The following is a 23,855-nucleotide window of genomic DNA, read 5'->3' as shown; positions in this document are numbered from 1 at the left end:
GCTGCCCGGGTAGCCAAGACCACCGACGAAGCACGAGAGGACGGTGTGCCATGGGCGAGCGATCCCTGCGGGGCAGCCGACTGGGCAGCGTGAGCTACGAGACCGAGCGCAACACCGCGCCCATCGAGCGGCAGTACGCCGAGTACCGGTGCCCGCAGGGGCACCTGGTGACGGTGCCCTTCGCTGATGACGCCGAGCTTCCCGACACCTGGGAGTGCAAGTACGACGGCTCGGCCGCCAAGCTGGTGGGCGGCACCGAGCCCGCCCCCAAGAAGGTGAAGCCGCCGCGCACCCACTGGGACATGCTCCTGGAGCGCCGCTCGGTCGATGACCTCGAAGAGGTTCTCGCCGAGCGTCTCGAGGTGCTCCGCGGCCGGCGGACCCGCGCCAGCTGAGAAAGGACCTGCCTCCTCCCCACCGCTCGCAGGCTCGCGGCGGGCCCCTGGAGGCAGGCCGTACCGAACGCACACGGCCCTGGTGGGGACTCCCCTGCCAGGGCCGTGTGCTGTCCGCGGCCGTCAGTGGCCGACGATGTCGCCCTCGATGACCCGGGGCGGACCGGCCGGACGCTGACCCGCCGGACCCGGGGGCTCCGTCGGACCCGCGGGCCCGGTCGGACCGGCGGGGCCCCCGGGGTCGACGGTCGCCGTGCGGGTCGACCGGACCCGGACCGGCCCACGGAGCTGGTCGGGCAACCGGCGCAACAGCCCACGGGCGATCAGCGCCCGCGGCAGCGCCCGGGTGAACGGCAGCAGGCAGAGCAACCCCAGCAGATCACCCAGGAACCCCGGCAACACCATCAGCACGCCACCCAGTGCGACGAGCCCGGCGTCGCCGAGGGCCCGGCCGGGGTGCTGGCGGGTCTGGGCCCGGTCACGCAGCTCGGCCAGCGCCTTCGTGCCCTGGCGGGCCAGCAGGACCGCCCCGAGCGCGCTGGTGGCGAGGGCGAGCAGGATCGTCCACCCCACGCCGAGCTGGCTGGCCACCAAGGCGAAGACGGCGACCTCGGCCAGCACGCCCAGCCCGATCGCCGCCCGCAGCCGCTGCGACGCCGGCCGCCGGGTCGGGTACCCGGCCGGTGGATGGACTGTCGCCATGTCTCCTCCTCAGCTGTGCCGTGCTCGGTGACCGGCGCTCCGCCTACCGGAGCGCCCTGAGCCACCGCTGGGCACGGTCACTGTTCCGGCACCACCCGCGGGACTCGCCCGGGCAGCCAGTCGGCCAGCCGGTCGCGCACGCCCCACCAGGTGACCCGGGCCAGTGCCTCTCCAACGATCGAACCGCTCATCTTGCTCCGCCCGACGGCACGTTCGGTGAACGTGATCGGCACCTCGGCCACCCGGGCACCGGCCCGGACGGCCCGCCAGGCCCAGTCGACCTGGAAGCAGTACCCCTGGCTGGCGACCTCGTCGAAGGGCAACCGGGCCAGCAGGTCGGCCCGGGCGACCCGGTACCCGCCGGTGGCGTCCTGCAGCGGCAGCCGGAGCAGCCACCGGGTGTACAGGTTGCCGAACCGGGACAGCGCCAGCCGGTAGGCCGGCCAGTCCTGCACCTGCCCGCCGGGCACGTAGCGCGAGCCCAGCACCAGGTCGGCGTCGGCCAGGGCGGCCAGCAGCGCCGGCAGCCGCTCCGGGGGGTGCGAGCCGTCGGCGTCCATCTCGACGACCACGTGGTACCCGCGCTCGGCCGCCCAGCCGAACCCGGCGACGTAGGCCGACCCGAGGCCGGCCTTGCCCGCCCGGTGCAGCACGTGCACCCGCTCGTCGCCGGCGGCGCGGGCGTCGGCCAGCTCACCGGTGCCGTCGGGCGACGCGTCGTCCACCACCAGTGCGTGCGCCGACGGGACCGCGGCGTGCAGCCGGTCCAGCACCCCGCCCAGGCTCCCCACCTCGTCGTAGGTCGGGATGACGACCAGGACATGACCCGCGCCGACCTCCGGTGTCATGCGGCCGCTCCGCGGCCGGAGCGGCGGCGGGCCGCCGCCGGGACGACGACGGCGATCACCGCGCCCACCGCCAGGGCGGTCAGCAGCCACTCGGGGCCGCCGCCCAGCCGCGAGGCCACCGTGCGCTGCTCCCGCTGGGCGATCTCCTCGACGAACACGTCGGGGGTGAACAGCTCCGACCGGCGGACGACCGACCCGTCGGGGGCGACGATCGCGCTGATCCCGCTGGTGGCGGCCACCACCACCGTGCGGCCGTGCTCGACGGCGCGCAACCGGCCCATGGCCAGCTGCTGGGCGCTCTCGTCGGTGTACCCGAACGTGGCGTTGTTGGTCTGCACGACGATCATGCCGGCGCCATCGGCGACCGTGTCGGCGACCAGGGAGTCGTAGGCGACCTCGAAGCAGATGACGTCGCCGATCCGGGCGCCACCGATGTCGAGCACCCCGCTGCCCTCCCCCGCGACGAAGTCACGGCGCACCAGGTCCACCTTCTCGCTGAAGAAGCGGAAGAACGACCGGGCCGGCACGTACTCGGCCAGCGGGACGGGGTGGCGCTTCACGTACGTGGCGCCGGGCCCGGTGACCGGGTCCCAGACGATGCCGGTGTTCGACAGCTTCTCCCCCGGCCCGTCGACGACCGCACCGACCAGGATCGGCGCCCCGATGGCCTGCGCGCCGCGGCTGATCGCGGCGGCGGCGTCGGCGTTGCGGTAGGGGTCGATGTCGGAGCTGTTCTCCGGCCAGATCACCAGGTCGGGCCGGGCGGCGGTACCGGCCCGGACGTCGTCGGCCAGCTCGACGGTCCGGCTCACGTGGTTGTCCAGCACCGCGCGGCGCTGGGCGTTGAAGTCGAGACCCGCGCGGGGCACGTTGCCCTGGATCACGGCGACGGTGCGGGTCGGGCCCCCGGCGGTCAGCGAGCCGCCGGCCAGCGGCAGCTCGGCGACCACCCCCACCAGCGGCACGGCCACCGCGCCGGCGAGGGCCAGCGCCGCCGCCCGCGCTCCGCGCCGCCGTCCGGTTCCGCGGGGAGCCCGGCGGGCGCGGTGCAGCGCCACCGCCGCCGCGGCGAGGGCGGATCCGGTGAGCGCGACGGCGAAGCTCACCAGCGGCACCCCGCCGTACGCGGCCAGCGCGGTGAACGGGCCGTCGGCCTGGCTGAACCCCAGCCGGCCCCAGGGGAAGCCGCCCATCGGGAAGCGCCCGCGCAGCGCCTCGTCGGCCACCCACAGCGCGGCGGCCCACACCGGCCAGCCGGGCAGCCGCGAGGTCAGCGCCAGGGCGCCGCCGAGCAGCGCCAGGTACAGCGACTCGAAGACGGCGAGCGCCAGCCAGGGGAAGGCACCCACGTAGATGCCGGTCCAGGACAGCAGCGGTACCAGGAAGACCAGCCCGAGGACCAGGCCCAGCCACACGCCGCTGCGGACCCGCTGGCCGCGGGTGGCCAGCGCCAGCGCGGCGGGGCCCAGCACGGCCAGGAAGCCCAGGTCGTGTCCGGGGAAGGAGAGGAAGAGCGCCAGGCCACCGGCCGCCGCGAGCGCGGTACGCCAGGGCGGGGACCACCGGCGGCGGACGGCGTCGTCCGCGGCGGCCGGCCCGTTCTCAGCCGGCGTCCCGAGCTGCATCGTGCCGGTCGCCGCCACTGCCGGCACCGTCCCTCCCACCGCCCGGCGTTCCCGGGTCCACCTCAGGTGGCCCCGCACCGGTCGGACGGGGCCGGGCCGCCGCTGCGTCGCGACGACCCCGCCCAGCATCCCATCCCGCGCAGGCGTCCCGGTGGGGCGACGGAGGCGTCCGTCGCCGGGCACGTACGGGGGCGCTCGCCCGGGCGAGCCACCCGCGGGGCACCCCGCGCCTTCGGGCCGGTGGGACGGTCGCTGGCTGCGGCCGGTCCACCGTTGTCTGGTGGCGCGGGGCCCCACGTGTGGCTGTGCCGGAGAGGCACGACACGCCGGATGTCCCGGGTGTGACGCGGACCGACCATAGAGAGCGCTGGTCGACGCACCAAGCACCGGAGGGCTTCGGTGCGACCTGTGACCAGATCGTTACCGAGCGAGCCCTTGACGGCCGTCGTCCGGGCGCTTCCTGTACCGAAAGCCCCGGGCTTCGGTACAGGAAGCCCGGAGCCGGGTCGTCATCGTGCGGCTCCGATCAACTGGCCGGCGACGAGCAGCTGCCGGCAGGCGGGCCGCGCCCGGGCAGCGAGGACGGCGGACAGCGGTCGCTCGGTCGCCCAGAGCGCCAGGTGCGCCCAGGCGCCGACGGCGAGCGGGCCGTCGGGATGCTCGGCCCGAACGGCGTGCCAGCCGCCGTGGGTGGCCGCGTCGAAGGCATCGAAGGGGCGTAGCCCCGCACCCGGGGTCCGGTGGTCGACGGCGGCGTGCACGCCGCCCCATGGGTCGAGCGGGGTCACCGGGGCGTCGCTGCCCAGCGCCACGGCCACCCCGGCATCGACCAGGTCGGCCAGCGGGTTGCAGCCGGCCGCCCGGTCGGCACCGAGCCGCTCGGCGTACATGCCGGCGTCCCCACCCCAGGCGGCGTCGAAGGCCGGTTGGACGCTGGCGACCATTCCCCACCGGCGCATCCGCTCGATGGCGTCCTCGTCGACCATCTCCACATGCTCGAGCCGGTGCCGGCAGGCGCGCACGGCGTTCCGGCCGAGCTCGTCGACGACGGCGCCGACGGCGGTGAGCACCTGCGCCACCGCGGCGTCGCCGATGCAGTGGAAGCCGGCCTGCACCCCCGCCGCGGTGCAGGCACGCAGGTGCTCGACCAGCGAGCCGGTGTCGAAGCGCAGGGCGCCGGCGGTCTCCGGCCGGTCGGCGTAGGGGGCGCTCAGCGCGGCGGTGTGCGAGCCGAAGGCACCGTCGCAGAACAGGTCGCCGCCGGCCCCGGCCACGCCGAGCTCGCGCACGACGTCCAGCCCACCGCGTTCGGACAGCTCGCCCCAGTAGCCGACCACCGCCGGCCCGGGCTCCGCGCCGGCCAGCTCCAGCAGCCCGGCGAGGTCCTCGGCGCTGGACACCTCGGGGCCGGCCATCTCGTGCACGCTGCCGATGCCCAGCGCGGCGGCGGCCCGCAGCGTCGCCCGCTGGGCGGACCGGCGCTGGTCGGGGTGGACCGACCCGTAGGCGGCCTGCCGGGCGGCGTGGTGGGCGTCCAGGCGCAGCCGCCCGTCCGGGGCGTAGCCGGGCAGGGCGGTGATCCCCGGCACCCGGTCCAGCAGGGCGGTGGACACGGTGGCGGAGTGCACGTCGACCCGCGCCAGGTAGGCCGGTCGGGCGCCCAGCACGGCGTCCAGGTCGGCCCGGGTCAGACCGCGGCCCTCGGGCCAGTCGGTCTCGTCCCAGCCGGTGCCCAGCACCGTCCCGGTGGGGGCGGCCGCGGCGTGCGCGGCGATCCGGCCGACCGCGGCCCGCAGGCTGTCGGTGCCGTGCAGGTCCAGGCCGGTGAGCGCCAGCCCGGTGGCGGTGGCGTGCACGTGGGCGTCGACGAAGGCCGGGGTCAGCAGCGCCCCCTCGCCGGACACCGTGCGGGCGGCGGGCGGCGCGTCCGCGGCCGGGCCGAGCCAGCCGATCGCCCCGTCGACCAGGTGGACGGCGCGGCCCGGGGTGTCGCCGATCGTGACGTCGGCGACCAGCAGGCCCTCCCGGGTCATGGGCGGACCCGCGGGTCGATGAGCGCCCGGACACCCGGCGTCCGCCGGTACAGGTCCAGGGCCAGGGCGGCGTGCCCCGGTGTGTAGCCGTTGCCGACGAGCATGGTCACGTCTGCTGCCATCCCCTCCGCGCCCAGGGCCGCCGCCGAGAAGGAGGTGGCCATGGAGAAGAAGACCACGGTGCCGCCGTCGGCCGTGGTCAGCACCGCCCCGTGCTCGGCGCCGGGCACATCGACGCAGACCACGGTGACGTCGACGCACCGGTCCACCGCGGCCGCCACGGCCAGCGGGTCGGTGGCGTCGGCGATGACGACCTCATCGGCGAGCCCGGCGGCCCGCAGCGCGGCGGCCTCCCGCTCGTCCCGGACGACGCCGACCAGGTGCCCGGCCCGGGCGTCCCGCGCCGCGGCGAGGCTGAGGCACCCGGACTTGCCGGCGGCCCCGAGGACGGCGACCGACGGGCGGTGACCGGAGCGGGCCACCACCCGCTCGGTGGTGGCCGGCGCGCCGCAGACGTCGAGCACCGCGAGCACCACCTCCCGCGGCAGGTCGTCGGGCAGCACCGCGGCGATCGAGCGGGCGAAGAGGATCGCCGTCCCGCTGGCCGGCACCCGCTCGCTGCGGCCGTCCCAGCCGGCCAGGCCGTCGGTGATCCGCAGCGGGGTCAGGGTGAGCGGGACCAGGGTGGCGACGGACTGCCCCGGCTGCAGCCCGAGGGGCGAGTCGGGGCCCACCTCGTCGACCACGCCGATCAGCATCCCGCCGGAGCCGGTGACCGGGTCGTGCAGCTTCCCGCGTCGCTCGACGATCTCCAGCACCGCGGCGCGCACCCGGTCGCCGTCCCCACCGTGCGCCACGGACAGCTGCCGGAAGGAGACCGCGTCCAGGTCGAGCCGGGACACCGCGATGCGGACCTCGTCGGGGCCCAGCGCGGGGTCGGCGTCCAGGCGCAGGGCAGCCTGGGGCAGCACGCCCGGCGGCTCGAGCACCCGGTGCACCCCCAGGCTGTGCTCCAGTGCGGTGCAGCTCACCGGCTTCTCCTCCCCTCGGCCCCCATGGCGCGAGAACCTATCGGTGCGCGACGTCCGGCCGGCTGAGGACGACCGGCCGCACCCTGTGGTCGCCGTCCTCGCGCCGTGGGGGGCGGACGGCGGCGACACGGTGCGGAGGGCGGTGCCGGGTTTCCCGGTGGACGGGCGGCGGTAGCCCTCCCCGATGGAGGTGCTGTGCACTGCCCGGCTGCGGCTCCGGGCGTGGACGACGGAGCCCGGTGACCTCGCCCGGCTCACGGACCTCTACGGCCGTCCGGAGGTCGTCCGCTGGCTGGGCGGCCCGCCGAGCGTGCCGGTCCGGGAGCTGGTCGAGCGCTGGCAGCGGGTGCACGAGCTGGACCCGCTGCACGGCTGCTGGGCCGTCGACCCCGTGGACGGCGGAGCACCGGCGGGCACCGTGCTGCTCAAGCCGCTGCCCAACGGCGTCGGCGAGGTCGAGGTGGGGTGGCATCTGCACCCGGACAGTTGGGGGCACGGCTACGCCACCGAGGCCGCGCGGACGGTGGTCGACCGCGCCTTCGACGGCGGGTTGCCCGAGGTCTACGCCGTCGTCCGGCCGGGCAACGACCCCTCCATGGCGGTCTGCCGCCGGTTGGGCATGACGCCGCTGGGCCGGCTGCGGCGCTGGTACGACGTCGAGCTGGAGGCGTTCCGGCTGGTCGCGCCGGAGTGAGCGGAGGCGGGGATGGACTGGGCAGCGGATCCGGGCGCCTGGCTGAGCCGGCTGGTGTTCACCCGCGGCGTGGCGCTGGTCTACCTCATCGCCTTCGTGGCCGCGCTGCGGCAGTTCCGGCCGCTGATCGGCACCGACGGGCTCACCCCGGTGCCGCGGTACCTGACCCGGACGACGTTCCGCCGCTCTCCCAGCGTGTTCCACCTGCACTGGTCGGATCGCTTCTTCGCCGGCTGCTGCTGGGCCGGCATCGCGCTGTCGGCCGCCGCGCTGCTCGGGGTGGCCGATCGGCTGCCGCTGCCGGGCTGGATGGCGCTGTGGCTGGTGCTCTGGGCCCTGTACCTCTCCATCGTCAACGTGGGTCAGGTCTGGTACGGCTTCGGCTGGGAGACGCTGCTGGTGGAGGCCGGGTTTCTCGCGGTCTTCCTCGGCCCGGCGTCGGTCGCGCCGCCGCTGCTGGTGCTGTGGCTGCTGCGCTGGCTGCTGTTCCGGCTGGAGTTCGGCGCCGGGCTGATCAAGATGCGGGGCGACCGGTGCTGGCGGGACCTCACCTGCCTGGCGTACCACCACGAGACCCAGCCGCTGCCCAACCCGGCCAGCTGGTGGTTCCACCGGCTCCCTCCGCGGCTGCACAAGGCGGAGACGCTGGCCAACCACGCCACCCAGCTGGTCGTCGTCTTCGGCCTGCTGGCACCCCAGCCGGTCGCGAGCATCGCCGCACTCGTGATGGTGGTCGCCCAGGGGTACCTGATCGTCAGCGGCAACTTCGCCTGGCTGAACCTGCTGACGCTGGTCATCGCGCTCTCGGTGATCGACGGCCGCTGGTACGCCGCCGTCCTGCCCGTCGATCCGCCGGCCGACCTCGACTCCCCCACCTGGTTCACCGCGCTGACCATCGTCCTCACCGGCGTGGTCGCGGTGCTGAGCTGGGCGCCGGTGCGCAACCTGCTGTCGCCCCGGCAGCGGATGAACACCACCCATGACCCGCTGCGGCTGGTCAACAGCTACGGGGCGTTCGGGTCGGTCACCCGCGTCCGCTACGAGGTCGTCCTCGAGGCCACCGACGACCCGGCCCCCGGCCCGGGCACGGTCTGGCGCGAGTACGAGTTCCGCGGCAAGCCCGGCGATCCGCGCCGCCGTCCGCCGCAGGTGGCGCCGTACCACCTGCGGCTGGACTGGCTGATGTGGTTCGTCGGGATCGACCCCGGCTACGGCCGGGGGTGGCTCGTGCCGTTGCTGCACGAGCTGCTGGCCGCCGACCCGGCGACGCTGGGTCTGCTGCGGTCGGCACCGTTCGGGACGACGCCGCCGGCCGCGGTACGGGCGGTGCGGTACCGCTACCGGTTCACCACCTGGGCCGAGCGGCGGGAGTCGGGCGCCTGGTGGCACCGCGAGCCGCTCGGGGTGCTGGTCGGCCCGCTGACGCTCAGCGGCCGCGGCGCCGGCTGACCAGCGCGGCGAGCCGCCGGGCCGGATGCGGCCGCGGCACGTGGACCTTGTGGCCGTCGGCGTGCCTGAGATCGATCACGGCGGCCTCCTCCAGGGTCGGTGCAGTGCCACCCAGGTGCGCCGGGATCCACCAGCGGTCGTCGGGACCGGCGGGCTGGTCGGGGTAGGTGCGCTGGGCCTCGACCACGAGCTCCTCGATCGCGGCCTTCGTGCGCCGCAGCAGGGCCTGCACCTTCTCCCCCGGCTCCGGGACGAGCGGTTCGCCGATGATCACGGTGATCGCCACCCCTCGGCGCAGCACGATCTTGCGGCGCTTGGTGGCGATCCGCTGCCCGCCCCAGACCGCGGCGGGCAGGATCGGCACACCGGAGTCCACGGCCATCCGGGCGGCGCCGGCCTTGAGGTCCTTGAGGGTGAACGAGCTGCTGATGGTCGCCTCGGGGAAGACGCCGATGACGTGCCCGTCCTGCAGCGCCCGCACCGCGGCCTCGAACGCCGCCGTCCCCGCCTTGCGGTCGACCGGGATGTGCTGCATGGCGCGCATGAAGGGCCCGGAGAACCAGTGGTGGAATACCGATGCCTTGGCCATGAACCGCACCAACCGGTGCTGGGGCAGCGCGCCCAGACCGAGGAAGGTGAAGTCGAGGTAGCTGACGTGGTTGCTGCACAGGACAGCGCCACCGGTGGTCGGCACGTGCTCGGAGCCGCGGACGTCGAACCGGAAGCCGAACAGCCGGAAGACGACGAGCGCCACCCGGATGACCAGCCGGTAGGGCCGGTCCCGCCGGTCGGGGTGCGGCCCGAAGAGGTTGCGGCGCACGACGTCGTGCCAGCTCGCGGTGTACATGGTCGGGACCATAACGGGCCGCACCCGGGTGGGAGCGGCCTCCTCGTGCACCCGCCCACCGGGACGTCGGTGTCCCGGACCGCTCGCCGGGGAGCGCTCGGCCCTTTTACTGCCGCACCGTGCTCCTCTCGGTGGGCGACGGTGGTAGGTGTTCACAAAAATCAGTCGAGACTTTTGTTGGGGATAACGGTAGAGTTGGATCATGCGAGGTGAGTGGCAGCCGCCGCTGCCCGATATGCCGGCTCCGCCCCCCGCCCGTGCCTGGCGCCGGCTGAGCCCGCCGGAGCACTACGAGGACCAGTGGCGCCGGCTGGTCGAGGCGGCCCTCGAGCAGGATCTGGGCCCCGACCAGCTGGCCGAGACAGGGCTCGACCCGCTCGCCGCTGCCCGCGGCTGGAAGCCCGCGACGGTGACGCTCTACAGCAAGGTCGCCCGGTACGGCGGGCTCGACCTGCCCCTCCCGCCGACCCCCGAACCGGATCCGCCGACGCTCGACCTGCGGCCGCTGATCCAGGTCCGCGGCGGGGAGGCCGAGCACCTGCGCGCCGTGTGCTGGTGCGCCATCGCGCTGAGCTGGCCGGCGCCGATCGCCCAGTTCCGCGATCTGCGCCGCGACCAGGTCCGGGCCACCACCCGCCGGCTGGTCGTCAGCACCGACGACGGCGAGTGGCAGGTGCCCGGTGCGCTGACCGCGTGGCATGCCTGGGAGTCGCTGCGCAACAGGTTCCCGGCCCTGGCCGCCAGCCCCTGGGTGCTGCCCGCGTTGCGCCGGGGCCCCGGACTTGCCTCCCATGTCGGCGGGCAACTGTCCCCGCAGGCGCTGCAGGTGACCTTCGCCAAGCATGCCGTCCGGACGGCGCTGAACCTCAGGGCCACCACCCCGGAGCGCCGGCGGAGCTCCGCCGAGGCGGTGGCCGCCGGGTACCTCGCCCTCTCCTACGACTCCTACCGCCGGCTGGCGTTGGCCGGCGGCGCCGCCCCGGTCGCCGCCCGGGGGGCCACCCGGGCGCTGCGCAGCGTCAGCCGCGCGGCCAGGCTGGCGGGTTGACCGCTCAGCAGAGGGTGAGCTGCTCGGCCGAGCAGGCTCGTGAGCCGGCCGGGGCCGGACGGATGCCGGGCAGGCTGCCCGGCGGGAGGCCGGCCGATTCGCCCCCGGGCAGCCCGGTCGCCGCCCCTGCCGCGACCTGGCCGTTCCCGGCTGCACTGCTCCCGGCTGCACTGCTCCCGGCTGCACTGCTCCCGGTCATGCCCCGGGCGGTACCGCCCCGTTGCCGGTCCAGCCCGTGCCGGGCCAGGATCGGGGCGACCCGGCGGGCCAGCCAGCTGCGGTGCTCGGCCGGCACGTACGCGTCGCGCCCGTAGAGCGCCCGGTACCGGCTGACCAGCGCAGGGTGCTCGCGGACCAGCCAGCTGGTGAACCACTCGCGGGCGCCGGGGCGCAGGTGCAGCGCCAGCACGGTGACCCCGGTGGCGCCGGCCTCGGCGATCGCGTCGATCGCCGCCTCCAGGTGGTCGAGGCGGTCGGTCAGCCCGGGCAGCACCGGGGCGAGGAACACCCCGCAGGGCAGCCCGGCGTCGGTGATGGCGCGGACCAGCTCCAGCCGGGCGCGGGGGGTGGGGGCGCCGGGGTCCAGCGCGGCGTGCAGGCCGTCGTCCCCGATGGCCATCGAGACGCCCATGCCGATCGGCACGTCCAGGGCCGCCGCGGTCAGCAGGGGCAGATCGCGGCGGGCCAGCGTGCCCTTGGTGAGGATGGAGAACCGCGTGCCCGACCGGGCCAGCGCGTCGATGACCCCGGGCATCAGCCGGTACCTACCCTCGGCCCGCTGGTACGGGTCGGTGTTGGTGCCCGGCGCGACGTGCTCGCGCTTCCAGGACGGACGGCCCAGCTCGCGGCGCAGCACCTCGACGAGGTTGGTCTTGACCACGATCTGCTGGTCGAATTCGGCGCCGCTGTCGAGCTCCAGCCACTCGTGCGTGCCCCGGGCGAAGCAGTTGTGGCTGACCACGCCGTTCACGATGAAGTCGCCGGTACCGGTGGCGATGTCGAACATGGGCATCTCGGTCCCGATGTCCTCGACCGCAGTGACGCGGAGGTCCGCCGAGGACTTGATGGCGGTTCCCTGCACTCCACACTTCCGGCGGATCGCCGGGTCGACCAGGTGGATGAAGCGGAGGTGCTCGACCAGCCCGCCGCGCAGCCGGACCGTGGCGAGGCCGTTCGCCCGGCGCCGGTCCTCCATCGCCGGTGCACATCGCCGTGCGCCCGGCCGGCCCGGGCGTACCGGTAGGTCGCCAGGTGACCATCACCGCGCACCATGCCCGTCAGGTAGCCGCGGCGGTAGTCGGCGCAGGCCGCCGGCGTGGACGAGGAGCGGCCGAACCCCAGCAGCTCGTCGTGCAGCGTCAGGTGCGGGCGCTGCCCGGCCCCGGAGCCCGTTCCCATCACGTGCTTCCACCCACGGCCGGTCAGGAAGCGGTGGTCGCCGCTGGCCACGATCGCGGTGCCGTCGGCCAGCCGCAAACGGTGCGCCGGTTTGACCGTTGACCAGTGCGCCAGCACCTCGGTCTCGACGTAGTACCGGTATCTGCCCCGTCTCTCGGTGCCGATGATCCGGTCGCCGACGCGCAGGTCGGCGATCCACACCTGACGGCCATCCGCCGTCAGGACGTTGGTGTCTCCTCCTACGCAATACACGCACGTATGACTGCAGCCCCGGAACGTGTTGATCGTGTGGCCGAACGGCATCGCCGAGCTCTTCGGGACGGCGTTCAGCGCGCTCTTGCAGCGCACCTCGTGCAGGGTCAGGCCGGGGAACTCGGGCACCTGCACGCTGCGCAGCAGCCCGCGGACATCGGGCACCCCGGGCAGCGTCGACGGCTCCTCGAAGTCCAGCCGCTGCGCGCCCCACCGCATGCCCTCATCCGAACACACGTTCGAGCAGGAGTCCAGTGGCCCCCTCGCAGGGTCCCACCGCGAGCTCGCGAGTGGTGGGGTCAGGCCCTGCTGCAGGGGCCCGCGCTGAGCCTGCGAAGCGTGGGAGGCAGCGGGGTCCTTCCACCTTCCTCAGACCGGCGGGCGGTCCTCGTAGAACGTGGACAGCACCACGGTCGTGCGGGTGGTCACGTCGGCGACCCGGCGGATCTCGCCCAGCAGCGCCTCCAGCGCGTCGGGTGAGGCCACCCGGACCTTGAGCACGTAGCTCTCGACGCCGGCCACCGAGTGACAGGCCTCGATGGCCGGCAGGTGGGCGAGCCGGGCGGGGGCGTCGTCGGCCTGGGAGACGTCGATCGGCGTGATCGACACGAAGGCGGTCAGCGGCAGGCCGACGGCCCTGGCATCGACCTTGGCCGAGTACCCGGTGATCAGGCCGCGTTGCTCCAGCCGGCGGACCCGCTGGTGCACCGCCGACACCGACAGGCCGACCCGCTCGGCGAGGTCGGTGTAGCTGGCCCGACCGTCCCGGGCCAGTGCGCTCAGCAGTGTCCGGTCGACGTCGGGCGCCGATGGCGGCGTACCCCCGCCCGCCGGCTCAGCCGGGGAGTTCGACGAGCCCACGGGGACCCTCGTTGAGGACGCGGACGCCGTCGTCGGTGCAGACCACGATGTCCTCGATCCGGGCGCCGCAGCGACCGGCCAGGTAGATGCCTGGCTCGACGGAGAAGGCCATGCCCGGCTCGAGCGGCAGGTCGTTGCCGGCGACGACGTAGGGCGCCTCGTGGGTGTCCAGGCCGATGCCGTGCCCGGTGCGGTGGATGAAGTGCTCCCCCCAGCCCGCCGCGGTGATGACGTCGCGGGCGACGGCGTCGACCTGCTCGCAGGTCACCCCCGGCCGCACCGCGGCCGTGGCCGCCCCCTGGGCGCCCTGGAGCACGGCGTACCACTCGGTGACCTGCGGGCCGGCCGCGCCGCCCACGACGTAGGTGCGGGTGCAGTCGGAGCGGTAACCGGTGGCGGTCTCGCCGCCGATGTCGACGACGACGAGGTCGCCGGCCTGCACCACCCGGTCGGACAGCTCGTGGTGCGGGCTGGCGCCGTTGGGCCCGGAGCCGACGATGGTGAAGTCGACGCCCACGTGCCCCTCGGCCAGGATCGCCGCCGCGATGTCGGCGCCGACCTCGGTCTCGGTGCGCCCCACCCGCAGCCACTCCCCCATCGCCGCGTGCACCCGGTCGATCGCCGCACCGGCCAGCGCGAGCTCCTCGATCTCGGCCGGTGTCTTGACCATCCGCAGCCGGTCGATGACCGGGCTCGCCAGCTCCAGCGCCGCACCGGGGATGGCACGCTGCACGCCCAGCGCGTGCTCGGCCCAGGTGCGGGCGCCCACCGCCACGCGGGCGGGAGGGGTGCCCAGCCGGGCAACGGCCGCCTCGGCGAGGCGGGCGAACGGGTCGTCGGTCTCGTCCCAGGCCAACACCTCCAGACCCAGGCCGCCCGCCGGGGAGGCCTCGACCATCGGCGCCTCCAGCCGCGGGACCACCAGGAACGGCTCGCCGCGGCGTGGAACGGCCAGCGCGGTGAGCCGCTCCATCGCGTGGGCGGAGTACCCGCAGAGGTAGCGCAGGTCGGACCCGGGCGTCACGACCAGCAGGTCGACGCCGAGCTCACCGGCGACCGCCCGGGCGGCGTGCACCCGGTCGACGGACACCAGGAGGGAGGACGGGGTTGGGGCAGCAGCGACCACCTCGGCAGACTAGCCAGCGGGGACGACAGCTCCGACCGCCGCCACCGGGCCGTTACCGTCGCGGTCGTGACGACCATGCTGCTGGACGCGGCGAGCCTGTACTTCCGCGCCTTCTACGGGGTGCCCACCAGCGTCACCTCCCCCGATGGCCGGCCGGTCAACGCCGTCCGCGGCTTCCTGGACATGACCGCCCGCCTCGTCGCCGCGCACCGGCCGGAGCGGCTGGTCGCCTGCTGGGACGACGACTGGCGGCCGGCCTTCCGGGTCGCGGCGCTGCCGTCCTACAAGGCGCACCGGGTGGCTCCCGAAGGCGGCGAGGAGGTGCCCGACGAGCTGGGGCCCCAGGTGCCGGTGCTGGTCGAGGTGCTGGCCGCGGCGGGCCTGGCCAGGGTCGGCGCACCGGGCTACGAGGCGGACGACGTGATCGGGACGCTGGCCACCCGCGCCCGCGGTGCGGTCGACGTCGTGACCGGCGACCGGGACCTGTTCCAGCTGGTGGACGACGCCCGCGGCGTACGGATCCTCTACACCGCGCGCGGCATCACCGACCTCGACTACGTCGACGAGGCGAGCGTGGCCGCCAGGTACGGCATCCCCGGCCGGTCCTACGCCGACTTCGCCGTGCTGCGCGGCGACCCCAGCGACGGCCTGCCCGGCGTCGCCGGGGTCGGCGCGAAGACCGCCGCCGCACTGATCAACGCGTTCGGTTCGCTGGCCGGCATCCAGGAGGCGGCGGCCCGTGCCGTCGTGCCGAAGGCCCCGCTGACCGCCGCGGTGCTGAAGAAGCTGCACGCCGCCACCGACTACCTGGCGGCCGCGCCACGGGTCGTCGCCGTGGTCACCGACATCGACCTGCCCCCGGTGGACGGCGTGCTGCCAGCGCGTCCTGCCGACCCGGACGTGCTGGCCGGGCTGGCCGCCGGGTACGGGCTGGAGAACTCGGTGCGGCGGCTGGGCGCGGTGCTGGGCTGGCCGGCGGACGTCCTGGGCTGACCCACGGGCCCGCTCAGCCTTCGCCCCAGGTGTAGTTCGCCTGCTCGTCGGTGACGGTGATCGTGATGGTGACGGGCTCGCCGTCGGCCGTGGTTCCCGAGCATCGGTAGTCGCGGCCGGCCTCGACGGTCATGTCGTCGCCGCACTGCAGCTCCACCGCGACCCCCTCCCGCTGCTCGAACTGCTCGGCCACGTCGCGCTGCACCGCCGTCGGGTCCAGCGCGGTGGACTGCAGCGCGGTGAGCAGCAGCACCGCCCCGACGGCCACCACGACGGCGAGCAGGCCGAGGAGCAGCAGCAGCGGGCGCCGGGACCGGCCCGGCGGGGGCAGCTGCTCCCAGCCTGGCTGGCCGTACGGCGGTGGCCCGGACGCGGGCTGCCCGTACGGCGGTGGTCCGTACGCCGACTGCCCGTACGGCGACTGCCCGTACGGCGACTGCCCGGACGCGGGGTACCCGTACGGCGGCGGCCCGGGCCGGGGTGGGCCGAACGGTGGCTGGCCGTGACCGAACTGCCCGGTCGACGGCGTCCCCTGGGACCGCGCCGGCTGCTGCCCGCCCCACGGCGGAGCCGGCTGGGCGTGCCCGCCGCGCTCGCCGTCCCGCTCGTCGTCGCCGTAGGGCGGATGGGTCATCGTCGCTCCCTGCTCGCGCCTGGCTGCCGGCCCGGCCGCCGCGGACCGGCGCTCGTGACCGGATGCCGATTGTGTCCTACGCCCGGCCGCGCGGACCGGGGATCGCAGCGGCTCGCCGGGTCAGCCGCCGACCGCCACCGCGACCACGCCGCGCCGTACCCGGCCGACCGCCGCCCGGGCCACTCCCGCCACCGGCTCCTCGGCGACCTTGGCCAGCTGGTCGAGCAGGTCGATGAGCTGCCGGGCCCACCGCACGAAGTCGCCACCGGACAGCTCCGTGCCGGCCTGCTCCGCACCCGCCAGCACCCGGTCCAGCGTCTGCCCGTCGGCCCAGCGGAACGCCGCCCACACGAAGCCGAGATCCAGGTCGCGGGTCACCGGCACCTGGTGCTCCACCTCGACGTCGGCCAGCCGCACCCGCACCCGGCGCATCTCGCCGATCGCGGCGGCGACCTTCCCCGCGGGTACCGACGGCTGGCCCGGCGACTCCCGGCGGGCCTCGAACACCAGCGTGGAGACGCAGGCGGCCAGCTCCGCCGGGGTCAGGCCGCGGAACACCCCAGCACGCAGGCACTCGGCGGTGAGCAGGTCGGTCTCCGACCAGATCCGGCCCAGCCGCCGCCCGGCATCGGTCACGACCGGCCGGGGGTCGGCGTCCCCGCCGTCCGTCGCCGGCTCGCCGGCGTCCTCGGGCACGAGGTAGCCCAGCTCCTCCAGGACGTCGCAGGTGCGGTCGAACTGCCGGGTCAGCGAGCCGGTGCGCTCGTCCATCCGGCGGCGCAGTGCCTCGGCCTCCCGCAGCTCACGCATCCAGCGCTCGGCGGCCCGGACCCGCTCCTCGCGGTCGGGCAGCGAGTGCACCGGGTGGGCGCGCAGCGCGTGCCGCAGGTCGGCCAGCACCGGGTCGTCGGCGGCCGCCGACCGGCCCTTGGTGCGCCGGGCCCCCAGGTCGTTCTCCATCCGGGCGTTGCGCAGCGTGGAGGCCAGGTCGCGGCGGGCGTGCGGGCTGCGGTGGTTGAAGTTCTTGGGCACCCGGACCCGGGCCAGCGCCGTCACTGGTGACGGGAAGTCGACCGCCGCGAGCCGGCCGGCCCACTTGTCCTCGGTGAGCACGAGCGGCCGGGGCTCGGTGAGCTCGGTCAGGCCCGGGTCGAGCACGACCGCCAGCCCCTGCCGCCGGCCGCTGGGCACCCGGATGACGTCGCCGATGCGCAGCGCCTCCAGCGACTCGGCGGCCTCGAGCCGGCGCTTGGCCTGAGAATCGCGGGACAGCGCCCTCTCCCGCTCGGAGATCTCCACGCGCAGCCGGGCGTACCCGGGGACGTCGCCGGCAGCGGAGTGCATCTCGACGGCCAGCCGCTGCGCGTCGGCCTCGTGCCGGGCGGCGGACCGCGCCAGCCCGACGACCGAGCGGTCGGCCTGGAACTGGGCGAACGAGGCGGCCAGCAGTTCCCGCGCCCGTTCCCGCCCGAAGGCGCCCACCAGGTTGACCGCCATGTTGTAGCTGGGCCGGAAGGATGACCGCAGCGGATAGGTGCGGGTGCTGGCCAGCCCGGCCACCGCGGCCGGGTCGACGCCCGGCGCCCACACCACCACCGCGTGCCCCTCGACGTCGATCCCGCGGCGCCCGGCCCGGCCGGTCAGCTGGGTGTACTCCCCCGGCGTGACGTCGACGTGCGCCTCACCGTTCCACTTCACCAGCCGCTCGAGGACGACGGTCCGGGCCGGCATGTTGATGCCCAGGGCGAGGGTCTCGGTGGCGAAGACGGCCTTGACCAAGCCGCGCACGAAGCACTCCTCGACGGTTTCCTTGAACGCCGGCACCAAGCCGGCGTGGTGCGCCGCGACGCCGGCGAGCAGCCCCTCGCGCCACTCCCAGAAGCCCAGGACGTGCAGGTCCTCCTCGGGCAGCGCTCCGGTGCGCCGGTCGATGACCTCGGCGATCGCCGACCGCTCGGACTCGTCGGTGAGCCGCAGGCCGGCCGCCCGGCACTGCTGCACGGCGGCGTCGCAGCCGTTGCGGCTGAAGACGAACGTGATGGCCGGCAGCAGGCCGGCGCGGTCCAGCCGGTCGACGACCTCCGGGCGGGACGGCGGCCGGTAGCGCGGCCGGTGGCTGAAGCCGCCCCGGGAGCCGCCGCCACCGGACCAGGAGTCGTAGCGGCGCTCCTGCTCGTGCACGTAGCGGACCAGCTCCGGATCGACGACGGCGCGCCCCCGTTCCCGGGTCGACTGCCCCCGCGGGGTCTGCTCCCACTCCCCGGCGTGCGCGGCCGGACGCAGCGCGAACAGGTCGAAGACCCGGGAGCCGACCAGCATGTGCTGCCACAGCGGGATCGGACGCACCTCGCTGACCACCACCGTTGTGTGGCCCCGAACGGTGACCAGCCAGTCGGCGAACTCCTCCGCGTTGCTGACCGTGGCCGACAGCGAGACCAGGGCGACGTGCTCGGGCAGGTGGATGATCACCTCCTCCCACACCGCGCCGCGGAACCGGTCGGCGAGGTAGTGCACCTCGTCCATCACCACGTAGCCGAGGTCGGTGAGCGCCGGGGAGTCGACGTAGAGCATGTTGCGCAGCACCTCGGTGGTCATCACGACCACCGGAGCGTCGCCGTTGATGGCGTTGTCACCGGTGAGCAGGCCGACCTTGGCCGAGCCGTAGCGCGCGACCAGGTCGTTGTACTTCTGGTTCGACAGCGCCTTGATCGGTGTCGTGTAGAACGCCTTGCGGCCCTCGCGGAGCGCCTTGTGCACAGCGAACTCGCCGACCACGGTCTTGCCCGCCCCGGTCGGGGCGCACACCAGCACCCCGGCGCCGTCCTCCACCGCCTCGCAGGCCTCGACCTGGAACGGGTCGAGGGAGAAGCCGAGCTCGCTGGTGAACTCCGACAGGGTGGGGTGCGCGGTACGGCGGCGGGCAGCCGCGTACCGCTCGGCCGGGCTGGACATGTCCCCACGGTATGCGCCGGGTGCGACCGCCGCGGGTCGGACCGAACCGCCGGGAGATCAGCCGGGGGCGGCGCCGGCGGCGGTCAGCGGGGCGCGGTGGTCGGCTCGTCGAGGGGGCTGGGCTCGTCCAGCCGGGCGGGATCCTCGACCAGCGGGGATGACTCGTCGTCGGCCAGCCCGGTGAGACCGAGCGCGGCCTCCCGCTTGGCCCGGCGCCTGTCGACGAACCGGGCGACCTGGATGGCGAGCTCGAACAGCACGATCATCGGCCCGGCCATCAGCAGCATGGTGAACGGGTCCTGGGTGGGTGTGATGAAGGCGGCGAAGACGATGGTCAGGAAGAAGATCCACCGCCGGCCCTTGCTCAGCGTCGCGTGGCTGAGCACCCCCACCAGGTTCAGCACGACGGCGATCAGCGGCAGCTCGAAGCTGACCCCGAAGGCGACCAGCAACGAGATGACGAAGCCGATGTAGTCCTGGGCGGTGAGCGCGATGGCCACGCCGTCCCCGGCCAGCCCCAGGAGCAGATCCAGGCCGGCGGACAGCGAGAAGTAGGCCAGTGCGGCGCCGAGCGCGAACAGCGTGCTGGAGGCGGCGACGAAGGCCACGCCGTAGAGCTTCTCGTTCTTCTTCAGCCCCGGGGTGAGGAAGGCCCACACCTGGTGGAGCCAGAACGGCGCGGCCAGCACCACGCCCACGATGAAGCTGATCTTCAACCGGATCAGGGCACCGCCGAAGACGTCGGTGACCAGCAGCGCGCAGTCCCCCGTGCCACCGGTGGCCAACGCGCGGAGATCGGTGTCCAGGCCGCAGTACGGGGCGCGGATGAACTCCCCGAGGCCGTGCTCGTACCACCAGAACGACACCGCGGTGCCGATCAGGACGAAGAACAGCGCGATGCCGATCCGGTTGCGCAACTCGCGCAGGTGGCCGACGAGGGGCATGGTCGCCGCCTCGTCCCGCAGGGGACGCCGGGGGCGACGGTCGCGCGGGCGCCCGGGCGTGCTCACGAGCCGGTCAGTGCGAGAAGGTCAGCGGGTGCGGTCGGCCGCGGCCGACCGCGCCCGGGCGGCCTGCGCCCGCAGCTCCGCGGCGCGAAGCTCGGCGGCGCGGGCGTCCTCGTCCAGGTCGCCGCCGGCGGGAGGGGCGACGATCTCGCCGCGGACCGGGGTGGTGGCCGCCGGCTCCTTGTCGCGGACGTCGTCGTCCTTCATGCCCTTCATCTCGCTCTTGAAGATGCGCAGCGAGCGCCCCATGGAGCGGGAGGCGTCGGGCAGCTTCTTGTAACCGAAGAGCAGCAGGACGGCCAGGATGATGAGGCCGATCTCCATCGGGCCGAGGTTCATCGGATCCTCCGAGTCGTGGGCGTGCCCAGGATGCTACGCGGCGAACCGGACCCGGTCCCCGCTCCGGACGGGCGGCACCGGTTGTTCGTGCCAGCGGTCAGGAGCGGTTCACCGGGGCGTCGCCGTCCCGTTCCCGGCGCGCTGGGCGGCGGCCCGGTCCAGGGTCTGCTGCACCTCGGCGCGGACCGGCCGCAGCGCGGTGTCGGTTGCCCGGAGCTCCCTGGTCAGCCGCTGCATCGCGCCGAGCAGGCCGAAGGCGAGGATGCCCAGCACCAGCACGGCCAGGACGGCGACCACGATCCACACCCAGAGCAGCACAGGCACGACCCTAGCCGCCGATCAGTCCGCCGCCGATCAGTCCGTCGCCGTCAGTCCGCGTAGCGGGCGAGCGCTGCCCTGGCCTCGGCCGCGACCTGCTCCCCCAGCTCCGCCGGCTCGTCGACCACCGCTGCCCCGCCCAGGGAGGCGACCAGCCGGCGGGCCCAGGCCAGGTCCGCGGTGCGCACCGACACGGCCAGCCCCCCGGGCGGGTCCTCGACCGGCGCGACGCCCTCGACCGGGTAGTAGTCGGCCACCCAGCGGGCGGTCCGGGCCAGCCGCAGCCGGACCAGCGGCGACTCCTCGTCGGGCTGGTACAGCCCGGAGTCGACGTCGCGCTCGGAGGCCTGCGGCGGCGGCGCGGCCGGCTCGTCGAGGACGACGACGTCGTCGATCCGGTCCAGCCGGAACAGCCGCACGCCCTCGGCCCCTCGGCACCAGGCCTCCAGGTACCAGTGACCGTCGACCAGCAGCAGCCGCATCGGGTCGACGGTGCGCTCGGTCCGCTCGTCCCGGCTGGGCACGTAGTAGTGCAGGTGCAGCGCCCGGTGCCGGTCCGGTTCCAGGGCGGCGCGGACGACGGCCAAGGCCTGCTCCCGGGCGTCGACGCTGACCGCGACCGGGGCGGACTGCTCGGCGGCGTGCCCGGCGGCCGCGGACACCTTGGCCAGCGCGCGGCTCACCGCCTCGCCCTCGGCCAGCCCGGGCAGCTCCAGCAGCGTGCGGAGCGCGACGGTGAGCGCCACGGCCTCGTCGGTGGTCAGCCGTAGCGGCCGGACCATCCCCGCGGTGAACGTGACCCGTACCCGGTCGCCCTCGAACGACAGGTCGATCAGGTCGCCGGGCCCGTGCCCGGGCAGGCCGCACACCCACAGCAGGTCCAGGTCACGGCGCAGCTGGACCTCGGTGATGCCGAAGTCGGCCGCGGCGTCGGCCATCCGGACCCCGTCCGGATGGGCCTGCAGGTAGGGCACCAGGGTGAGCAACCGGGTCATCCGGTCCGCGGTGCTCGGGCTGGTCATGCGGTCTCCTCGCCGGCGCTCGGCGGCCGCAGGCCCTGTGGTGCTCTCCTCCGGCGTGAGCCCGCAAGCTCGCTCACGGGGTGCCTCCCAGGGCGGCCAGCCGGGTCAGCCGCTCGACGACCGCCTCCCGAATCGGCTGCGGCGCCTCGACCAGCACGTCGGGGCCGTAGGCGGCCAGCTCGTCGGCGAGCGCCCACGGCTCGGTGGTGCGCAGCTGCAGCCGGTCGTCGCCGTCCTCGGCGGGGCCCAGCGAGGTGCCGGTGCGGCGCAGCCCGTTGGCGGTGCCCGGCCGGACCCGGACGACGACCAGCTGCTCCTCCCGGCGCTCCTGCCCGGCCACCACGGCGGCGAGGTCGAGGTCGGGCGGCGGCTGGAACGCACCGGCGGGCCCCAGGGGCTTCGGCATGCCGGTGACCCGGGACAGCCGGAACACCCGCGGGGCCTGCCGGTCGCGGTCGTGCCCGACGAGGTACCAGCGGCCGTGCCAGGCGACGACGCCCCACGGCTGGACGCGCCGCCGGACGGGGGTGTCCTCGTCGGGACGGCGGTAGTCGAAGGTGAGCTCGCGGCGGTCGCGGGCGGCGAGGTAGCACGGCTCGAAGGCCGGCTCACCGGCGTCCAGCCGGGGGCGCAGCGGGATGCCGCGGCTCTGGTCGACCTCGACGCCGGCGGCCCGCAGCTTTCCCAGCGCGCTCTGCGCGGCGCCGGCCAGCTGGGCGGACTGCCACAGCCGCAGCGCCAGCCCGACGGCCGCGGCCTCCTCGGGTTCGAGGGTGACGTCGGGCAGCTCGTAGTCGCTGCGGGCGATCCGGTAGCCGTCCTCGGTGTCGAAGAAGCTGTTCCGGCCGGTCTCCAGCGGGACGCCGATCTCGCGGAGCTCGGCCTTGTCCCGCTCGAACATCCGCTTGAAGGCCTCGTCGGCCCGGTCGGTGCCGTCGTCGTGCTCGTACCCGGGGACCGTCGACCGGATCTTGGCGGCCGAGACGAACTGCCGGGTGCCGAGCAGCGCGATCACCAGGTTCACCAGTCGCTCCGCGCGCTTGGCTGCCACGGACCCAGGCTAGTCAGCCGGGTCGCCGGTGGCCGCCTGCAGGGTTCCGCTGCGAGCTCTGCGAGCGGTGGGGGGCAGGGGGCCCTTCATCTAGCCTGCCGGGGTGACGTCCCCGGAGACCCCGCCGTCCCCGTCCGCGCCCGTCCCCGGATCCCGGATCCGCTGGCGTCGCGGCCGGGTCGCCGCGCTCGGCCGCGCCTGGCGCGATGCCCTCGAGCTGACCGTCGAGGTGCCCGGCGACGGCACGCTGCGGGCGCTGGCGCACCCCTCCGTCGTCGGCAGCCCCGAGGTGGGTGACGACGTGCTGCTCAACACCACGGCCTGGGCGCAGCGGCTGGGCACCGGCGGGTACGCGCTGGTGGTCGCCGTCCCGGACCGGCTGCCCGCCGACCCGGCCGGCCCCGGTCACCTGGTGAAGGGCCGTTACACGCCGCTGCAGGTCACCGTGCAGGGCGTGGACGAGCAGGACACCGAGCACCACCGGGTGATCGCCGACGCCGAGGACGTCGGCGGCATGCCCGTCGTCGTCGCCGACCTGCACTCCGCCCTGCCCGCCGTGCTGGCCGGGGCGCGGGCGACCGACCCGGCGCTGCGGGTGGCGTACGTGATGACCGACGGCGGCGCGCTGCCGGCGGCCTTCTCCCGCACCCTGGACGCGCTGGCCGGCACGCTGGCCGGGGTGGTCACCGTCGGGCAGTCCTTCGGTGGCGACCTGGAGGCGGTTACCGTGCACACCGGGTTGCTCGCCGCCCGGCACGTGCTGCACGCCGACGTCACCGTGGTCGCCCAGGGGCCCGGGAACCTGGGCACCGGCACGCCGTGGGGGTTCTCCGGCGTGGCGGCCGGCGAGGCGTGCAACGCCGTCGCCGTGCTGGGCGGGCGGGCGGTCGGTGCGCTGCGGCTGTCCGACGCCGACCCCCGCCCCCGGCACCGCGGCGTCTCCCACCACTCGCTGACCGCCTTCGGCCGCGTCGCGCTGGCCGGGGTCACCCTCGTGGTCCCCGAGGGGCTGCCGCCGGAGCTCGCCGGCCAGGTCGAGGAGGACCTCGCCGGGCAGCCGGACCGCAACCCCGTCGTCTCCGTGCGCACCGACGGGCTGGACGAGGCGCTGGCCGCGTTGCCGGTGCGGCTGTCGACGATGGGCCGCGGCCTGGCCGAGGACCACGCGTACTTCCTCGCCGCCGCGGCTGCCGGCCGGTACGCCGCCGAGCTCGTCGCGGTCTGACCGGG

General features: G+C 75.1%; 23 protein-coding genes. 6 read left to right on the top strand and 17 right to left on the bottom strand.

Translation table 11 applies throughout. The features are described 5' to 3' along the window. Window positions 1-50: 50 nt before the first annotated feature. Complete coding sequence (locus ACYVG5_RS02095) at window positions 51-395, top strand: RNA polymerase-binding protein RbpA (RefSeq protein WP_222047965.1); 345 nt, start codon at window positions 51-53, stop codon at window positions 393-395. Window positions 396-518: 123 nt separating this feature from the next. On the opposite strand, the gene ACYVG5_RS02090 is transcribed toward ACYVG5_RS02095, so the two are convergent. The 5 genes from ACYVG5_RS02090 to kdd all read right to left on the bottom strand — a co-directional run bounded on the left by ACYVG5_RS02090 (window position 519) and on the right by kdd (window position 6,634). Then, the gene (locus tag ACYVG5_RS02090) at window positions 519-1,097 is read right to left on the bottom strand and encodes an FxsA family protein (protein WP_222047963.1); all 579 of its coding nucleotides are present in this window, start codon (window positions 1,095-1,097) and stop codon (window positions 519-521) included. Between the two features lie 77 nt (window positions 1,098-1,174). After that, the gene (locus ACYVG5_RS02085) at window positions 1,175-1,945 is read right to left on the bottom strand and encodes a polyprenol monophosphomannose synthase (RefSeq protein WP_222047961.1); all 771 of its coding nucleotides are present in this window, start codon (window positions 1,943-1,945) and stop codon (window positions 1,175-1,177) included. Continuing rightward, a complete protein-coding gene (gene lnt, locus ACYVG5_RS02080) occupies window positions 1,942-3,597 on the bottom strand; it encodes an apolipoprotein N-acyltransferase (RefSeq protein ID WP_460682922.1) in 1,656 nt (551 codons plus the stop codon). The genes ACYVG5_RS02085 and lnt overlap by 4 nt, the downstream gene beginning before the upstream one ends. 482 nt (window positions 3,598-4,079) lie before the next feature. After that, window positions 4,080-5,603, bottom strand: a complete 1,524-nt coding sequence (locus tag ACYVG5_RS02075) for an amidohydrolase (RefSeq protein WP_222047959.1) — start codon at window positions 5,601-5,603, stop codon at window positions 4,080-4,082. Continuing rightward, window positions 5,600-6,634: an L-erythro-3,5-diaminohexanoate dehydrogenase gene (kdd, locus tag ACYVG5_RS02070; protein WP_222047957.1), complete on the bottom strand. Its 1,035-nt coding sequence runs from the start codon at window positions 6,632-6,634 to the stop codon at window positions 5,600-5,602. The genes ACYVG5_RS02075 and kdd overlap by 4 nt, the downstream gene beginning before the upstream one ends. Window positions 6,635-6,818: 184 nt before the next feature. Here kdd and ACYVG5_RS02065 point away from each other — a divergent pair, with 184 nt between their 5' ends. Continuing rightward, window positions 6,819-7,328, top strand: coding sequence for a GNAT family N-acetyltransferase (locus tag ACYVG5_RS02065; protein WP_222047955.1), 510 nt, complete (start codon window positions 6,819-6,821; stop codon window positions 7,326-7,328). A 12-nt stretch (window positions 7,329-7,340) separates the two neighbouring features. Next, the gene (locus tag ACYVG5_RS02060) at window positions 7,341-8,777 is read left to right on the top strand and encodes a lipase maturation factor family protein (protein WP_222047953.1); all 1,437 of its coding nucleotides are present in this window, start codon (window positions 7,341-7,343) and stop codon (window positions 8,775-8,777) included. On the opposite strand, the gene ACYVG5_RS02055 is transcribed toward ACYVG5_RS02060, so the two are convergent. Further along, the gene (locus ACYVG5_RS02055; protein ID WP_222047951.1) at window positions 8,755-9,624 is read right to left on the bottom strand and encodes a lysophospholipid acyltransferase family protein; all 870 of its coding nucleotides are present in this window, start codon (window positions 9,622-9,624) and stop codon (window positions 8,755-8,757) included. The genes ACYVG5_RS02060 and ACYVG5_RS02055 overlap by 23 nt on opposite strands. A gap of 202 nt (window positions 9,625-9,826) precedes the next feature. Between ACYVG5_RS02055 and ACYVG5_RS02050 the strand changes: the two genes are divergently transcribed. Further along, complete coding sequence (locus ACYVG5_RS02050) at window positions 9,827-10,672, top strand: hypothetical protein (protein ID WP_222047949.1); 846 nt, start codon at window positions 9,827-9,829, stop codon at window positions 10,670-10,672. Window positions 10,673-10,676: 4 nt separating this feature from the next. Here the strand turns inward: ACYVG5_RS02050 and ACYVG5_RS02045 are convergent, their stop codons facing one another. The 4 genes from ACYVG5_RS02045 to ACYVG5_RS02030 form a co-directional block, all read right to left on the bottom strand. Next, a complete protein-coding gene (locus ACYVG5_RS02045; RefSeq protein WP_460682921.1) occupies window positions 10,677-11,684 on the bottom strand; it encodes an Rv2578c family radical SAM protein in 1,008 nt (335 codons plus the stop codon). Beyond that, window positions 11,639-12,541 carry a hypothetical protein gene (locus ACYVG5_RS02040; protein ID WP_246630092.1) on the bottom strand — a complete coding sequence of 301 codons (903 nt, stop codon included), beginning with the start codon at window positions 12,539-12,541 and terminating at the stop codon, window positions 11,639-11,641. Before ACYVG5_RS02040 ends, ACYVG5_RS02045 begins: the two co-directional genes overlap by 46 nt. A 150-nt stretch (window positions 12,542-12,691) precedes the next feature. Beyond that, window positions 12,692-13,183: an Lrp/AsnC family transcriptional regulator gene (locus tag ACYVG5_RS02035; protein ID WP_222047943.1), complete on the bottom strand. Its 492-nt coding sequence runs from the start codon at window positions 13,181-13,183 to the stop codon at window positions 12,692-12,694. Continuing rightward, window positions 13,158-14,309, bottom strand: a complete 1,152-nt coding sequence (locus ACYVG5_RS02030; RefSeq protein ID WP_460682920.1) for a M24 family metallopeptidase — start codon at window positions 14,307-14,309, stop codon at window positions 13,158-13,160. Before ACYVG5_RS02030 ends, ACYVG5_RS02035 begins: the two co-directional genes overlap by 26 nt. A gap of 75 nt (window positions 14,310-14,384) precedes the next feature. Here ACYVG5_RS02030 and ACYVG5_RS02025 point away from each other — a divergent pair, with 75 nt between their 5' ends. Further along, a complete protein-coding gene (locus ACYVG5_RS02025) occupies window positions 14,385-15,302 on the top strand; it encodes a 5'-3' exonuclease (protein WP_222048244.1) in 918 nt (305 codons plus the stop codon). Window positions 15,303-15,315: 13 nt separating this feature from the next. On the opposite strand, the gene ACYVG5_RS02020 is transcribed toward ACYVG5_RS02025, so the two are convergent. The 7 genes from ACYVG5_RS02020 to ACYVG5_RS01990 form a co-directional block, all read right to left on the bottom strand. Further along, on the bottom strand, window positions 15,316-15,936 hold the full coding sequence (locus ACYVG5_RS02020; protein WP_222047940.1) for a DUF4333 domain-containing protein: 621 nt from the start codon (window positions 15,934-15,936) through the stop codon (window positions 15,316-15,318). 120 nt (window positions 15,937-16,056) lie between these two features. After that, window positions 16,057-18,888 carry a DEAD/DEAH box helicase gene (locus ACYVG5_RS02015; protein ID WP_222047937.1) on the bottom strand — a complete coding sequence of 944 codons (2,832 nt, stop codon included), beginning with the start codon at window positions 18,886-18,888 and terminating at the stop codon, window positions 16,057-16,059. A gap of 83 nt (window positions 18,889-18,971) precedes the next feature. Further along, entirely contained in the window at window positions 18,972-19,832 is an 861-nt protein-coding gene (gene tatC / locus ACYVG5_RS02010; RefSeq protein ID WP_222048242.1) for a twin-arginine translocase subunit TatC, read from the bottom strand. Window positions 19,833-19,919: 87 nt separating this feature from the next. Further along, window positions 19,920-20,234 (bottom strand): Sec-independent protein translocase subunit TatA, encoded by a 315-nt coding sequence (gene tatA / locus ACYVG5_RS02005; RefSeq protein ID WP_222047934.1) that lies wholly within the window; start codon window positions 20,232-20,234, stop codon window positions 19,920-19,922. 108 nt (window positions 20,235-20,342) lie between these two features. Next, window positions 20,343-20,552 (bottom strand): hypothetical protein, encoded by a 210-nt coding sequence (locus ACYVG5_RS02000; RefSeq protein WP_222048240.1) that lies wholly within the window; start codon window positions 20,550-20,552, stop codon window positions 20,343-20,345. 50 nt (window positions 20,553-20,602) lie between these two features. Then, window positions 20,603-21,574, bottom strand: a complete 972-nt coding sequence (locus tag ACYVG5_RS01995) for a helix-turn-helix transcriptional regulator (RefSeq protein ID WP_222047931.1) — start codon at window positions 21,572-21,574, stop codon at window positions 20,603-20,605. Window positions 21,575-21,647: 73 nt separating this feature from the next. Further along, on the bottom strand, window positions 21,648-22,625 hold the full coding sequence (locus ACYVG5_RS01990; RefSeq protein ID WP_222047928.1) for a helix-turn-helix transcriptional regulator: 978 nt from the start codon (window positions 22,623-22,625) through the stop codon (window positions 21,648-21,650). A 103-nt stretch (window positions 22,626-22,728) separates the two neighbouring features. Between ACYVG5_RS01990 and ACYVG5_RS01985 the strand changes: the two genes are divergently transcribed. Then, the gene (locus ACYVG5_RS01985; protein ID WP_222047925.1) at window positions 22,729-23,850 is read left to right on the top strand and encodes a DUF3866 family protein; all 1,122 of its coding nucleotides are present in this window, start codon (window positions 22,729-22,731) and stop codon (window positions 23,848-23,850) included. Window positions 23,851-23,855: the final 5 nt, after the last annotated feature.

This window comes from Modestobacter lapidis (genome assembly GCF_054780755.1).
This window is presented reverse-complemented; position numbering and strand designations above follow the sequence as displayed.